The sequence below is a fragment of the Cytobacillus sp. Bac17 genome (genome assembly GCF_024519925.1).
Taxonomy (GTDB): Bacteria; Bacillota; Bacilli; order Bacillales; family Cytobacillaceae; genus Cytobacillus; species Cytobacillus pseudoceanisediminis.
Genome location: NZ_JALJRC010000007.1, coordinates 92,172 through 105,808, shown reverse-complemented (window position 1 = coordinate 105,808; position 13,637 = coordinate 92,172). Strand labels below are relative to the sequence as shown.

The window sequence follows — 13,637 nt, the reverse complement described above, 5'->3', positions numbered from 1 at the left end:
GAACAGGAAGCAAATGAATAATGATTTTTCATTCAAAGCGGCTGGATCACAGCGCTTTTTTTATATCACCGCAAAAAGAAACCAGCCCCTAAGGCTGATTCCCCGTTCTTGGCAATATTAAAATTTCTACCCGTCTGTTCTTCGCTCTGCCTTCCTTGGTATTATTTCCGGCAACCGGCTGGAATTCTCCGAAGCCTTTGGCACTGAACCATTTAGGGTCCAGCTGGTCATTTTTCAGAATTATTTTCATAAAATTGACAGCGCGCATCACACTGAGTTCCCAGTTGGACTCGAAGCTTGAGTTGCGGATCGGGACGTTGTCTGTATGGCCGCTTATGATAATGTTTCTTGGCGGGTCCATGATGAGAAGCTCTGCAATTTCACTTGCCATATTTAAATCCTGCTCACGGACTTCTGCACTTCCTGAGCCGAACAGGACATTATCCCTGATTGACACAAGCAGTCCTTCGGTGGTTAAAGAGGTTTCCAGTTTATCCGCCAGGTTTTGATTTTCAATAAAAGCATTGACTCTTTGCTGCAGCTCTGCCAGTTCTTCCTGATCGGCAGCCTGCTTCAGCTTTTCTTTTTCCAATTCATCCATTGCTGCCATCTCCTCCAAATCCTTGCTTGGCTTTTCGGACACAGCATCAGTGGATTGCATTTGGCCTTCTGGCATTGGACTTGGGAATTCAAATACCCCAGTCCCTCCTGAAAAGACATCATTGAATGCCTTTGAGAGCTTCTGAAATTTCTGGGCATCTACGGAACTCATTGCGAATAGGACAATGAATAGGGCCAGAAGCAGTGTTAATAAATCAGCATACGGCAATAGCCAGGATTCATCTACATGCTCCTCATGGTGCTGCTTCTTTTTCCGCCTACTCATCCTTCGCCACGCTGCTTTCTTCAAGGAATTTCCGGCGTTCCCCTGCAGGAAGGTAGGAAGCAAGCTTTTGTTCTATTACCCGAGGCGCCTCCCCTTCTAAAATAGAGAGAATGCCTTCGATCATCATACTTTTAATTTTTGCTTCCTGCTTGGATTTTCTCTTAAGCTTATTGGCAAACGGATGCCAAAACACATAACCCGTGAAAATCCCCAGCAAAGTCGCTACGAATGCCGCACTGATGGCATGACCGAGGCTCGTGGTGTCCTCCATATTACCCAGTGCTGCAATTAATCCTATTACTGCTCCCAGCACTCCAAGAGATGGGGCATAGGTGCCTGCCTGGCTGAAAATCTGGGCTCCGGCCTGATGTCTTTCTTCCATCGCTTCGATTTCTTCGCTTAATACATCACGTATATAATCGGCACTTTGCCCATCAACGGCCAGAGATAAGCCGTTCTTTAAAAAAGTATTTTCGATTTCGTTCGTTTTGACTTCAAGTGCAAGTAATCCTTCTTTTCTTGCCAGCTGAGCCCAATCCGAAAACATCTTAATCATCTCAGCCGGGTTCATCAGCTTTTCTTCTTTAAATAAAATGCCGAAAAGCTTGGGCACCCGTTTGATTTCATTTGTTGGAAATGCAATAGCCACTGCTGCTGCAGTTCCCAGGATAATGATCAGAATAGCGGCCGGATTAATCAGAACAGACGGGGAAACCCCTTTAAAAACCATCCCTACTCCAACTGCTATGATCCCTAATATTACGCCTATAATCGTTGTTTTATCCATGCAAGCCACACCTTCTATGTAGTCTGAAAATCTCTATTACCTTCTATTATTAATTTCGGATGATTTTTACAGTTCTTTAGGGAATTTTTCATATATAAAAGGCAGAGGTGCTTCCCCTGCCTTCGTTTTCATTGTTTTTAGATCCAGCGGCATCCGCAGAAACCTCTTCTTCTGCGGTCATCATCATCTCGGCGGCGTCTGCATCCTCTTCCAGATCCGGCTAAGTCTCTGTTGTACCATAAGTCACCTGCACCGCGTACGTCATCACGGCGATGTCTTCTGCGGTCGTCTTCTGCTCCGCCCACACTGTCTCTTCCACAGCCGCAATGGTTTCTGCGATTGTCTTCGATACCAAATACATCGTCATCACGGTGGTGCTTCCTGCGGCGGTCTTCTGCTCCACCTACATCATCCCGACGGTGCTTCCTGCGGCGGTCATCCGCTCCACGTACATCATCACGGCGGCGATCATCATCTTCTTTTACAATAACTCTTTCGGCTCTGATTTCTACTTCATCTGCATTAATCTCAAATCTTCTTCTCCAATCTCTCGACATATTTCTACCTCCTTTCTCATGGATACTATAGAATATGTGCCACCGGAGGTTTTCGCATGGACAAATCCCCAAAGGGAAAGAAAATGTGCCTGTTCAATGAAAAAAACCCCTGTCCTATTCAGGAGAGGAGTTTTTTAGAATTTATATTTTTTGAAAGACGAGGCTGTTTATTTTCATTAAATGCTTTAAGGCCGCCTGGAAGGTTGCATGTGTTTCAGCGTTTAGCGCTATTCCGGAAAGGACGATTTCCTTTATCAGCTGCGGGGTCATTCCTACAAAGTAAGGCTTAACCCCCATGAGGTTAATGGAATCAGTCAGGTTGCGGATTTGCTGTCCAAGTTCGGAAAGGCACATCTGCTCTATGCGGTCGACCGTAATGTCTGTAAAATCTATGATGGCGAATTCAGTGTCATGCTCTTTAATATGATTCAGGATTTTAGCCGTAATTTTTTCAAATCTTTCTGCCATGAGCAGGCCTGTAATAGGCACCAGTATCGTCTGGGGAATGATCGATGGTATAATCGGTGCAGTCATATCCGCTATGGCTGCCTCATATTCTTCCACTCTTTTTTCAAGGACCGTTATATATTCATCTTTGTTCATGTATTCTCCTCAATTCCAATCTGATCCATTAGAATAATTTATTGTTAATTTTCTCTTCGTAGTTTTTGAAAAGGGATGAATTGGTGTTTTGTCTTCTTTTCGACATCATGCTGTTAAAGCGGATCATCTTTTCGTTAAGCTTCTTCTGCAATGCCTTTTTTTCTTCCTGATCCTCACATTGTTTAATCAGGTCTTCGATCGTCAGCATTTCCTTCTTCATTTGGTTTTCTTCATCAGTGAATCCCGCATTCTTCATGATGCGGTAGGCCATGCGCACATTTTCAGGGACGGAAGACAGGTCATCGAACGGAAGCGGTTTCCCATAGCCTGGCAAATTATTAAACTCGCCATCCTTGTACGCTTTTTTGATCCGATCTTCAGACAGTATAGAAAAGAAGTCCAATCTCTAGTTCCCCCTTCACTTCATTTGTTACTTATTATTATATATTTTCAGCGCTGCTTATTAAAGCAATTATGTATATGGAGGACCTGCAGAAAAATCAAGAGAAAGCTTGCGCCTCCTCCCTTCAGATTTTGCCTATTAAGTTCGGATCCATGTTTATCCCGGTCTGGCCAGGCTGCCAATTGGCCGGCACACCTTTTCCTGTCTGTTGTGCATATTGAATTCCCTGCATGATTCTGACATGTTCATGCAGATTTCTTCCAACTTCTCCAGGGTAAATGATCTTCGCCGCAATAATGCCATTAGGGTCGATAAAAACGGATGCCCTGATTGCCGCTCCTGAATTCTCGTCCAAAACCCTGTAAGCTCTGCTTATTTGATGGGTTCGATCACTTACCATTGGATAATTTACATTTTTCAAAGAGGGAGATGTTTCCTTAAATACTTTATGGGCGTATACACTGTCCGTGCTGATGGACATTACTTCACAGTTTAAAGCTTTTAAATATGGATTCACAGCGGCGACCGCCGCCAATTCTGTCGGTCAGACAAATGTGAAATCACTAGGATAAAAAAACAGCAGAACCCATTTTCCGATATAATTCTCCAAATTGACTTTTTTTATTTGATGATCAATGACAGCATCTGCAGTAAAAACAGGAGCTCGATCTCCCCGGCCCGCACAAAATACGGAGGCATTCGAATCGTTCATGGCTATCCCCCTCCCTTCCTCTTTCGTCTCTGCTATATATACTTATGCGGCCAAAGACAAAATTGAACGGAAAATATTGAGTGAATCAGCCGTACATAGTCCAGGTGTCCAAGGGAAAAATAGTGAAAGAATATGAATTAAAGAATGAAAGGAGCCAGACTATGTCACGCGGAGTCCATTTTAATCATAAAAGAAAACATCACCCTGGGGAATTTCCTGAACACACAATGGTCGAGCGCCACACAACTGAAGCACAGGAAGACGAAGAATTTATTGTGACACAGGAAGCTTTTAAGAACCGCTTTGAAGAAGATGAAGCAAAGCAACTTGAGGAAAGAGCCAAAGATTAAAAAGCCGGGGGCCTGAATAAAATTCAGACCCCTGCTGCTTATATTGCGTCTACTTCCACTTCTTTCAGCCAGGACGCGCATGCTTCAATATCCTTTGAAAATACGCGGTCTTTTGTGATGGAAGGCACCACTTTTCTTGCTTCTTCATAAAAACGTTTTGTTTTATCAGCCATTTTATCTGAACCGCGGTATTCTGCTGCCTGGAGTGCGCAAATCAGTTCAATTGCAAGCACTTTATTAACATTCTGGATAATCTGATATGCATGTCTTGATCCGATGGTTCCCATGCTCACATGGTCTTCCTGATTCCCGGATGAGGGGATCGAATCCACACTTGCGGGATGGGCAAGTGTCTTATTCTCCGATACAAGTGAAGCTGCAACATATTGGAGAATCATCGCACCGGACTGCAGTCCAGGTTCCGGGCTTAAAAATGGCGGCAAATCACTCAGCTGCGGGTTAACAAGCCTTTCAATCCGGCGCTCTGAAATATTGGCCAATTCCGCAACCGCGATTTTCATGAAGTCCATTGCAAGTGCGATTGGCTGCCCATGAAAGTTTCCGCCGGATATAACGCTTTCCCCGTTTTCAAAAATCAGCGGGTTATCTGTGGCTGCATTCATTTCAATTTCAAGCTTTTCTTTCACATAATCAAGCGCCTGCCAAGATGCTCCATGCACCTGCGGGATGCAGCGGATGGAGTACGCGTCCTGGACCCGGATTTCTCCCTGTCTTGTGATCAGGCTGCTGCCTGAGAGATATTCCCTCACTCTTCTTGCTGTATCGACCTGCTGCTGATAGCCTCTTGCCTGATGGATATTCTCATCAAACGCATCAATAATTCCGTTTAAGCCCTCCATTGTAACTGCAGCGATCAATTCACTTTGATAAGCGATTTTTTCCGCTTCCAGATAGCCAATCACTCCCATTGCCGTCATCGCTTGAGTGCCGTTAATCAGGGCAAGCCCTTCCTTCGCCTGTAATGTTAAAGGCTCGATTCCCTCCTGAACAAGCACTTCAAGAGCAGGCTTTCTTACCCCCTTGAAAAACACTTCCCCTTCTCCCATTAACACTAATGCCAAATGGGAAAGAGGAGCCAAATCGCCGCTCGCTCCAAGAGATCCCTGCTGCGGGATGACAGGATGGATTTGTTTATTCACAAGCGCTAAAAGAGTTTCTATCACGACAGGACGGACTCCTGAAAATCCTTTCAATAAAGCATTGGCTCTTAATAGGAGCATAGCTCTCGAAACAGCCTCCGGAAATGGTTCCCCTACACCGCAGGCATGCGAGCGGATTAAATTCAGCTGAAGATCCTCTACATCTCCCTGATCAATTCTTACATCGCTGAATTTGCCAAAGCCAGTGTTAATGCCGTAAATGACCTTTTCTTCACTTACAATTCTCTTAACGGCTTCACGGCTGTTTTTTACACGCAGCATGCTTTCCTCCGATGCTGCAGCCTTTACTCCTTCAAAAAGCACTCTTTTGGCTTCAGACAAAGTAAGGGTATTTCCATTTAAAGTAACCACTTTGTTCTCCTCCCCGCGAGTTAAAGTCATCATCGAATCTGTCAATTTTTCCATTTCATTTCCTCCCCGGTACATTAGCGAGATAAAGAAAAGGCTGTATCTCAAACACAGGTTTGAAATACAGCCTTTTTAAAAAGATTATTTGCAGTATCAGTTTTTAGATGCCTCATCTTTATCACAGCCTAATTTTGATATATTTTCTGAATATAATTAATTCTATGTGCCATATGAGAGGATGTCAATTAGTTTTTACCATTTTTTAACAAGTTAGATTGTTAGAATGGTAACACAGTAAAGCGTTATTATTATAGCTATATAAAAAGCCGGCATTTCTGCCAGCTTGATTTCATTCAATGTCTTTTCTTTTCAGTGCTTGCTTTAATGTACCGTAAGTATTAATGCCTGTGAAGTCCAGGCCAAGCTGAATGGAAGTCTGGGCAACTTCAGGGCTGATGCCGGAGATGGTGGATTTTACCCCCAGCAGCTTTAAAGCTGTCGTTAAAGAGAATATTTGATGGGCAACCATCGTGTCGATGATGGCCACACCTGATAAATCAATGAATAGATGTTCCACATCTTCTTTTGCACATTTTTTCGGAATTTCCTCCAGCAGGATTCGTGCACGTTCGGTGTCTATATTTCCGATAAGAGGGAGTACAGCTGTATGGTCTTTTATCGGAATAACAGGAGTTCCAAGTTCATTGATCAGACTTTGCTGGGCAACAAGCCTGTTGGTCGTTAATTGATAATACTTCTCTGAAAATTTATTAATGAGCTTATCAAAAGCCTTGTTAATAATTGTGCTCCATTTCAATACATCATCTGCTGTGACTTCAGACTTGTTTTCGTTAATGAACTTTTCAACAAAATGCCAATAGGTTTCCCGCACATTGCTTAAAGCTTCAAGCACTTGAAAAATGGGCGTATTAGAATCCACTCTGCTCTCCGCTACTGTAATGGCCCATTCTTCCATATTCTCGTTAAAAGTGTCCTCATCAATCAGAGCTGCTGAAACGGTGCGGTTGGTAAATGTATTTTGTTCTCTCAGGAGCTTCTCATAAGCAGAGTCTGCATCTGCAGAATAAATGGAACCTTTCTGTTTATCCCTTAAAGACAGCCACATATCTGTGATATTGATTGAATTCTCCTGAATGTAATCATAAAGAAGCCGATTTTTTGCATTCATTCATTTCACCTTGTCTCTTTCTATTTGTAAACAAACGGGTAAGTTCATTGTAGAATGAATTGTGGCTGATGAAAAGCAATACAACTTAGGCAGTTATTCACTTTACTGCCCATCAAAGTTTATCCCATTACAAATATTGATTAATTTCAGCTATACTTAGTTTGTACAGAAATGGCTGAATGTAATTTGAAAGGAGTTCTTATGAAATCACTTGTTCTTGCTGAAAAGCCCAGTGTTGCCCGTGAAATTGCACGGGTTCTGGGATGCCGGCAATCTCATAAAAGCTATATGGAAGGCGATAAATATATCGTGACATGGGCTCTTGGCCATCTAATCGAGTTAAAGATGCCTGAGCATTATGACACCAAATACAAAAACTGGAATCTGGAGGATCTGCCGATTATTCCTGATCAAATGGGCCTGAAGGTGATGAAGCAGACCAGCCACCAGTATAAAGCGATTGAGAACCTGGCAAAGCGGAAGGATATTAAAGAAATTATCATTGCTACTGATGCAGGACGCGAAGGGGAGCTTGTCGCACGCTGGATTTTGGAGAAAATCCGCTGGCGCAAGACAATCAAACGCTTATGGATATCTTCTGTAACGGACCGCGCCATCCGGGACGGCTTCCAAAACCTTAAGCCAGGAAAACAATTTGAAGATTTGTATGAATCGGCCGTTTGCCGTGCAGAGGCCGATTGGCTTATCGGGCTGAATGTCACAAGGGCCCTGACTACTAAATACAAGGATCCCCTATCCGCTGGACGGGTGCAGACACCGACACTGGCTCTCGTGATGGAAAGGGAAGCATTAATTCAAAAATTTGTTCCAAAAGAGTACTGGACGATTCGCTCTCAAATTGGCCCCCTGCAGGCTGACTGGGAGAAAAATGGTGAAAAGCGCATCTTTTCTAAAGAAGCAGCTGATGAAGTCCTTTCTAAAGTGAAGGGGCAAAAAGCAGTTATCCACTCCATTATCCGGAAGGAAAAAACAGAGCCGCAGCCGCTTCCTTATGATTTGACGGAGCTGCAGCGTGACGCCAATAAGCGTTACGGCTTCTCCGCCAAGAAAACATCGAATGTGCTGCAGAAACTTTATGAGCAGCATAAGCTCGTCACCTATCCGCGTACTGACTCGCGCTATTTGACAAAAGATATGGAAGCCACCATGATGGATCGCCTTCATGGCATTGCAGCTTCCTATAAGGACGAAGTGAAGCCGATCCTTGCGAATCAGGGCAAGGTCCTGGCAAAGCGAGTCTTTAATAATGAAAAAGTAACTGATCATCATGCAATTATTCCGACTGAAGAACGTGTACACCTCAGTGATTTGTCTGCTGATGAGCGGAAGCTGTACGAATTGATTCTGCGCAGATTTCTGGCCATTTTCCATAACCCTTATAAGTATGAAACCATCCATGCTTCGATAGAAGTTAACAGTGAGACATTCACTGCCAGGGAAACAGCAGTTATCGACCTGGGTTATCGCAAGGTTGAACGCAGCAGTGATGAAGAAACAGGAAAACAGAGCCTGAAGAACATCTCAAAAGGACAGAGCTTTACGGTACAAACGGCTGAATTGTCCGCCAAGCTTACTGAACCTCCTCTTCGCTATTCCGAAGCTGACATATTGACCCAGATGGAAAAATACAGCTTGGGAACACCTGCGACTAGAGCGGAAATCATTGAACGGCTCCTTGATACGGAAGCGATCGAAAGGCAAAATGGACGTCTGTTTCCGACTAAAAAGGGCAAACAGCTGATGGACCTGGTGAATGAAGATCTGAAATCACCGGAACTGACTGCTAAATGGGAACAGGAATTGGAGAAAATCGCACGCGGAAAAGCAGATCCCAAAGAGTTTTTGCAGAATATCCGCAAGCAGACACGGACATTGGTTTCAGAAATTAAAAAGAGCGATAAATCTTACCGTGCCCATAATCTCACGGGCTCAAAATGTCCAGAATGCGATTCCTTCCTAAAAGAAAGAAATACCAAGGACGGAAAAATACTTGTCTGTTCCAATCTTGATTGTAATTTCCGAAAGCGCAAAGATCCAAAGCTTTCAAACCGCCGCTGCCCTCAGTGCCGCAAAAAAATGGAAATCCACCAGGGCAAAGCAGGAGCCTACTTCCAGTGCCGGCCATGCAATGTGGTGGAAAAAGCACAGGACAAAAAGAAAGCCGTCAACAAACGGGAAGAGCGAAAACTTGTTCAGAAATACACCCAGAAGGAAGATTCCTTTGGAACAAGCCTTGGCGATTTGCTTAAGGCTGCCATGGAAGATAAGGATTAATATATAGCCCTGGCTGATGCCAGGGCTCTTACTTTATGAACAGGCATACACAGCTTGTCCTCTCCATAGCATGTACTAATACTGAAAGGAGAGTGAAGAGATGTTAACCAGAGTGGCAGACCGTTTCTCCAAGCTTGTGGAAAGGTATCTCCCAGACGCCTTTGTCATTGCGGTATTAATGACTCTGTTTGTGTTTATTGCAGGGTTTTTCATGAAGCCTTCCGAACCTGTTGAGCTATTTAAATCCTTCGGTGACGGCTTCTGGGTGTATCTTGCTTTTACCATGCAAATGGTGCTCCTCCTAATGACAGGCATGGCGCTTGCTTCAGTTCCTTCTGTACAGCGTATACTTGAAAAGCTGTCCTCAAAAGCGAAGACAGCCAACCAGGCCTACGTGCTGACTTTTCTCGTTTCATCTGCTGCTTATTATATTAACTGGGGCCTTGCTGTTGTCGTTGGCGCCATTATTGCCCGTGAAGTTGGGAAAAGAAATCAGAACGCACACTTCCCCCTATTGGTGGCTGCAGCCTATGCACCAACTGCTCTTTATACGGCTGGTTTATCAAGCTCAATTGGTTTGACTGTTGCGACCAAGGGCCATTTTCTCGAGGAAGCGGCTGGCGTCATCCCCACTTCGGAGACCATTTTCCATCCTGGAACAATTGCGATTTTAATTGCTCTTGTAATGACTATGCCAATTTTCATTGTGCTGATGGCACCCAAAAAAGGCATTATCTCATACGTTCCCCCTAAGGCACCCAAGCAGGACGCTGAACAGAAGGAAGTTTTAAAAACTCCCGCCGGAAAGCTTGAAAGAACACCCTTTCTCGGCATCATTACCGGATTAATCGGGGTAATCTATATCATATTTGAGTTTGTAAACGGGCGTGACCTTGACTTGAATATTATCAATATTGCCTTTTTATCGTTAGGCCTCATCCTTCATAAATCGCTCGTACAATACGCCAATGCTTTTAAAGAAGCGGGTTCTGCCATTTCTCCTATCATTCTGCAATTTCCATTTTACGCCGGGATTATCGCCGTTCTCGGCAGCTCCGGGTTAGCAGAGTCTATAATTAATGGGATGGCATCCATAGCAAGTAAAGACACCTTTGATATATTCACCTATTGGTCCGCCGGTCTCGTCAATATTCTTGCTCCTTCAGGCGGCGGGCAGTGGGCATTGCAGGGGCCGCTTCAAGTGCCTGCCGGTCTCCAGCTTGGTGTGGATCCTGCCATTACTGCTATGGCTGTAGGCTGGGGTGATGCCTGGACGAATCTGATCCAGCCTTTCTGGGCCCTTCCTATACTGAGTGTGGTTGGCCTTCATATTCGTCATATAATGGGCTACTGTGCATTACTGGCCATATGGGTTGGCATAGTTACTACGGTCTTGATGTTTTTTGTATATTGATTAAGAAAAGCCAAGCCTAATCAAGGCTTGGCTTTTTTGGAAAAAGTCTTCTTGTGTTTTTTACAATTTTGGTAGTATGATAGCGTTATTCTGAGATTGAAGTTGGGGAAACAGCATGAAAATAAAAGATTGGGATAAGAATTTAAAAGTAAGGTTATTTGGGGAAGCGCTTATGAATATTACATTCTGGATGTTCTTCCCGTTTTTAACGATTTATTTCGCGGATGAATTCGGAAAAGACAAGGCTGGTTTATTGCTCATTTTTTCTCAGGTATTCTCCGTACTTGCCAACTTAATGGGCGGTTATACAGCTGACCGCTTTGGCCGCAAGAAAATGATGGTTCTCTCTGCATTTGGACAGGGACTTTCATTCATCATTTTTGGATTTGCCAGTTCACCCTGGCTCGATTCTCCGGTGCTTGGCTTTATCTGCTTTGCTTTTGTGGGAATATTCGGTTCATTTTATTGGCCGGCAAGCCAGGCAATGGTTGCAGATGTGGTCGAGGAAAAGGACAGAAGCCAGGTATTTGCTATTTTTTACACTTCAATTAATATTGCAGTTGTGGTGGGTCCCATTTTAGGAGCCATTTTCTATGTCCATTACCGTTTTCAGCTTCTTATGGCCGCCGGCATTATCTGTATCCTATTATCTTTCATCCTTTCCCGGTGGACAAGGGAAACATTGCCAATACAAATACTTATAGAAAGCGGAAATAGTAAATGGCATGCAGTTTTATTAAAGCAAACGAAAGATTATGGCATTATCTTCAGGGACAAAACCTTTCTCCTTTTTATCATAGCAGGTGTTCTGGCTGCACAGACTTTTATGCAGCTTGATCTATTAATACCTGTCTATACAAATGAAGCAGTTCATAATCAGGCGCTTTTTAAATGGAATGACTGGTCCTTTTCTGTTCAGGGAGAACAGGCTTTTGGCATTCTGCTGTCTGAGAACGGCTTCCTCGTAGCCTTATTTACCGTAGCCGTAACGAAAATGATGTTAAAGTACAAGGAAAGAAATGTCTTTATCTTATCATCTCTTACTTATGCAGCAGCCATTATCATGTTAGGGCAAACGCAATGGATATGGGGATTAATTCTGGCTATGGCCGTTTTCACTATGGGTGAATTAATGACAGCCGGCCTTCAGCAGAGCTATGTATCAAAAATTGCTCCAGATCATATGCGGGGCCAGTACTTTGCAGCTGCCTCCCTTCGATTTACAATCGGGAAAACCATTGCACCTATCTCCATTCCGCTTACAGTCTGGATCGGATATGACTGGACATTCTTCATACTGGCGCTGCTGGCTGTTGTAAGTGCGTTTTTGTATTGGCTGATGTTTGCTTTGCCTGAAAGAAATAATGGATCCCATGCCAAAAAGGAATCTGTATAAGGTTCCTTTTTAATTATGTCTCCGTCCATAGATGGAGACCCAAGGTTCTCGAGCACGAATTTCAATTCAATAGGTTTCTTTTTGCGAACAGAACAGCTACAATGAAAATGAAGATTCTGACAAAGGAGAATACATAATGAGTCATTTTCAAACGAATTTAGAGAAATACGCAGAGCTTGCCGTAAGAGTTGGTGTAAACGTACAAAAGGGACAGACGCTTGTAATTAACACAACGCTTGATGCAGCTGAACTGGTTCGTACAATTGTTAAAAAGGCCTATGAAGCAGGAGCTCATAACGTAGTTGTGAACTGGAGCGATGATGCGGTCACTCGCACAAAGTACGACTTGGCACCGGATGAGTCTTTCTCCGAATACCCTGAATGGCGTGCGAAGGAAGTCGAAGATTTAGCTGAAAAGGGTGCGGCATTCATGTCAATCGTTTCGGCAAGCCCTGATTTGCTGAAAGGCGTGAAATCAGAACGAATCTCAAGCTTCCAGAAAGCTGCAGGACAGGCGCTGGCAAAATACCGCAAATTCATCCAGTCCGATAAAGTAAGCTGGACAGTCATTGCAGCTCCATCTAAAGCCTGGGCAAACATGGTATTCCCTGACGCACCGGAAGAATCCCGTGTGGATATGCTTTGGGAAGCTATATTCAAAGCAACTCGCGCTGATTTGGATAACCCGGTTGAAGCCTGGAAAAAGCATGATGAAACACTTCATGAAAAAGTGGATTATTTGAACAGCAAGCGATATCAGAAGCTTCATTATAAAGCTCCAGGTACAGACCTGACAATCGAGCTTCCAAAAGGCCACTTATGGGTCGGGGCAGGCAGCATTAATGAACAGGGACACGAATTCATGGCTAACATGCCAACTGAAGAAGTGTTTACGGTACCTTACAAGACAGGTGTTAACGGCACGGTTTCCAGCACAAAACCTTTAAGCTATGGCGGAAATATCATCGACAAATTCAGCCTGACATTTGAAAACGGCCGTATTATCGATGTGAAGGCCGAAGAAGGCGAAGAGATTCTTAAGCAGCTTGTTGAGACAGATGAAGGCTCCCACTATCTTGGTGAAGTGGCTCTGGTTCCTTTCAACTCGCCAATTTCACAGTCCAACCTGCTTTTCTATAATACTTTATTTGATGAAAATGCTTCAAACCACCTTGCGATCGGCAGTGCGTATGCATTCTGCATTGAAGGCGGCAAGAAAATGTCCAGTGAAGAACTGGCTGAAAACGGCTTGAACGAAAGCTTAACACATGTTGACTTCATGATCGGCTCCGCTGAAATGGATATCGATGGAATTACTGAAGACGGCAACGCTGAACCCGTGTTCAGGAAAGGTGATTGGGCATTTTAAAGCGGAACCGCATTGCCCGGAACGCAGACTAAGTACGCCACGTCCTGTGGCAACGTCTGCATGACCCACATCCTGTGGGCCTCAAGCACAAGACGAGCCTCCCGGAAAGGCGTCCTTTGCCTTTTGGACGGCTTGCCCGAAATGTGG

General features: G+C 44.1%; 13 protein-coding genes. 5 read left to right on the top strand and 8 right to left on the bottom strand.

What is annotated here, in order from left to right:
* Positions 1–88: 88 nt before the first annotated feature.
* The 6 genes from motB to NR125_RS11420 form a co-directional block, all read right to left on the bottom strand.
* Positions 89–886, bottom strand: coding sequence for a flagellar motor protein MotB (motB, locus tag NR125_RS11445; RefSeq protein WP_009334915.1), 798 nt, complete (start codon positions 884–886; stop codon positions 89–91).
* On the bottom strand, positions 879–1,673 hold the full coding sequence (gene motA / locus NR125_RS11440; RefSeq protein WP_009334916.1) for a flagellar motor stator protein MotA: 795 nt from the start codon (positions 1,671–1,673) through the stop codon (positions 879–881). Before motA ends, motB begins: the two co-directional genes overlap by 8 nt.
* A gap of 137 nt (positions 1,674–1,810) precedes the next feature.
* On the bottom strand, positions 1,811–2,230 hold the full coding sequence (locus NR125_RS11435) for a hypothetical protein (RefSeq protein ID WP_009334917.1): 420 nt from the start codon (positions 2,228–2,230) through the stop codon (positions 1,811–1,813).
* Positions 2,231–2,371: 141 nt separating this feature from the next.
* Positions 2,372–2,833 carry an STAS domain-containing protein gene (locus tag NR125_RS11430; RefSeq protein WP_009334918.1) on the bottom strand — a complete coding sequence of 154 codons (462 nt, stop codon included), beginning with the start codon at positions 2,831–2,833 and terminating at the stop codon, positions 2,372–2,374.
* Between the two features lie 28 nt (positions 2,834–2,861).
* Positions 2,862–3,236 carry a DnaJ family domain-containing protein gene (locus NR125_RS11425; RefSeq protein WP_009334919.1) on the bottom strand — a complete coding sequence of 125 codons (375 nt, stop codon included), beginning with the start codon at positions 3,234–3,236 and terminating at the stop codon, positions 2,862–2,864.
* A 124-nt stretch (positions 3,237–3,360) separates the two neighbouring features.
* Positions 3,361–3,948, bottom strand: a complete 588-nt coding sequence (locus NR125_RS11420) for a peroxiredoxin (protein WP_226280810.1) — start codon at positions 3,946–3,948, stop codon at positions 3,361–3,363.
* Between the two features lie 80 nt (positions 3,949–4,028).
* Here NR125_RS11420 and NR125_RS11415 point away from each other — a divergent pair, with 80 nt between their 5' ends.
* Positions 4,029–4,298: a hypothetical protein gene (locus NR125_RS11415; RefSeq protein ID WP_306219773.1), complete on the top strand. Its 270-nt coding sequence runs from the start codon at positions 4,029–4,031 to the stop codon at positions 4,296–4,298.
* Between the two features lie 38 nt (positions 4,299–4,336).
* Here NR125_RS11415 and hutH read toward each other — a convergent pair whose 3' ends face one another.
* Together hutH and NR125_RS11405 are read right to left on the bottom strand one after the other, a co-directional pair.
* Positions 4,337–5,830 carry a histidine ammonia-lyase gene (gene hutH / locus NR125_RS11410; protein ID WP_026041753.1) on the bottom strand — a complete coding sequence of 498 codons (1,494 nt, stop codon included), beginning with the start codon at positions 5,828–5,830 and terminating at the stop codon, positions 4,337–4,339.
* 346 nt (positions 5,831–6,176) lie between these two features.
* Positions 6,177–7,016: an STAS domain-containing protein gene (locus NR125_RS11405; protein ID WP_009334924.1), complete on the bottom strand. Its 840-nt coding sequence runs from the start codon at positions 7,014–7,016 to the stop codon at positions 6,177–6,179.
* Positions 7,017–7,217: 201 nt separating this feature from the next.
* On the opposite strand from NR125_RS11405, the gene NR125_RS11400 reads away from it, so the two are divergent.
* The 4 genes from NR125_RS11400 (at position 7,218) to NR125_RS11385 (ending at position 13,490) form a co-directional block, all read left to right on the top strand.
* A complete protein-coding gene (locus NR125_RS11400; RefSeq protein ID WP_071155848.1) occupies positions 7,218–9,311 on the top strand; it encodes a DNA topoisomerase III in 2,094 nt (697 codons plus the stop codon).
* Between the two features lie 100 nt (positions 9,312–9,411).
* Entirely contained in the window at positions 9,412–10,725 is a 1,314-nt protein-coding gene (locus NR125_RS11395) for a short-chain fatty acid transporter (protein ID WP_009334926.1), read from the top strand.
* 115 nt (positions 10,726–10,840) lie between these two features.
* Positions 10,841–12,121, top strand: a complete 1,281-nt coding sequence (locus NR125_RS11390) for an MDR family MFS transporter (protein WP_192908285.1) — start codon at positions 10,841–10,843, stop codon at positions 12,119–12,121.
* Between the two features lie 136 nt (positions 12,122–12,257).
* The gene (locus tag NR125_RS11385; RefSeq protein WP_009334928.1) at positions 12,258–13,490 is read left to right on the top strand and encodes an aminopeptidase; all 1,233 of its coding nucleotides are present in this window, start codon (positions 12,258–12,260) and stop codon (positions 13,488–13,490) included.
* Positions 13,491–13,637 lie beyond the last annotated feature (147 nt).

What these genes read in the sequence shown, in the direction of transcription:
- motA (WP_009334916.1), bottom strand. Translation starts at nt 1,673, where the DNA reads ATGGATAAAACAACGATTATAGGCGTAATATTAGGGATCATAGCAGTT.
- NR125_RS11430 (WP_009334918.1), bottom strand. Translation starts at nt 2,833, where the DNA reads ATGAACAAAGATGAATATATAACGGTCCTTGAAAAAAGAGTGGAAGAA.
- NR125_RS11400 (WP_071155848.1), top strand. Translation starts at nt 7,218, where the DNA reads ATGAAATCACTTGTTCTTGCTGAAAAGCCCAGTGTTGCCCGTGAAATT.
- NR125_RS11435 (WP_009334917.1), bottom strand. Translation starts at nt 2,230, where the DNA reads ATGTCGAGAGATTGGAGAAGAAGATTTGAGATTAATGCAGATGAAGTA.
- NR125_RS11405 (WP_009334924.1), bottom strand. Translation starts at nt 7,016, where the DNA reads ATGAATGCAAAAAATCGGCTTCTTTATGATTACATTCAGGAGAATTCA.
- NR125_RS11395 (WP_009334926.1), top strand. Translation starts at nt 9,412, where the DNA reads ATGTTAACCAGAGTGGCAGACCGTTTCTCCAAGCTTGTGGAAAGGTAT.
- motB (WP_009334915.1), bottom strand. Translation starts at nt 886, where the DNA reads ATGAGTAGGCGGAAAAAGAAGCAGCACCATGAGGAGCATGTAGATGAA.
- NR125_RS11390 (WP_192908285.1), top strand. Translation starts at nt 10,841, where the DNA reads ATGAAAATAAAAGATTGGGATAAGAATTTAAAAGTAAGGTTATTTGGG.
- NR125_RS11385 (WP_009334928.1), top strand. Translation starts at nt 12,258, where the DNA reads ATGAGTCATTTTCAAACGAATTTAGAGAAATACGCAGAGCTTGCCGTA.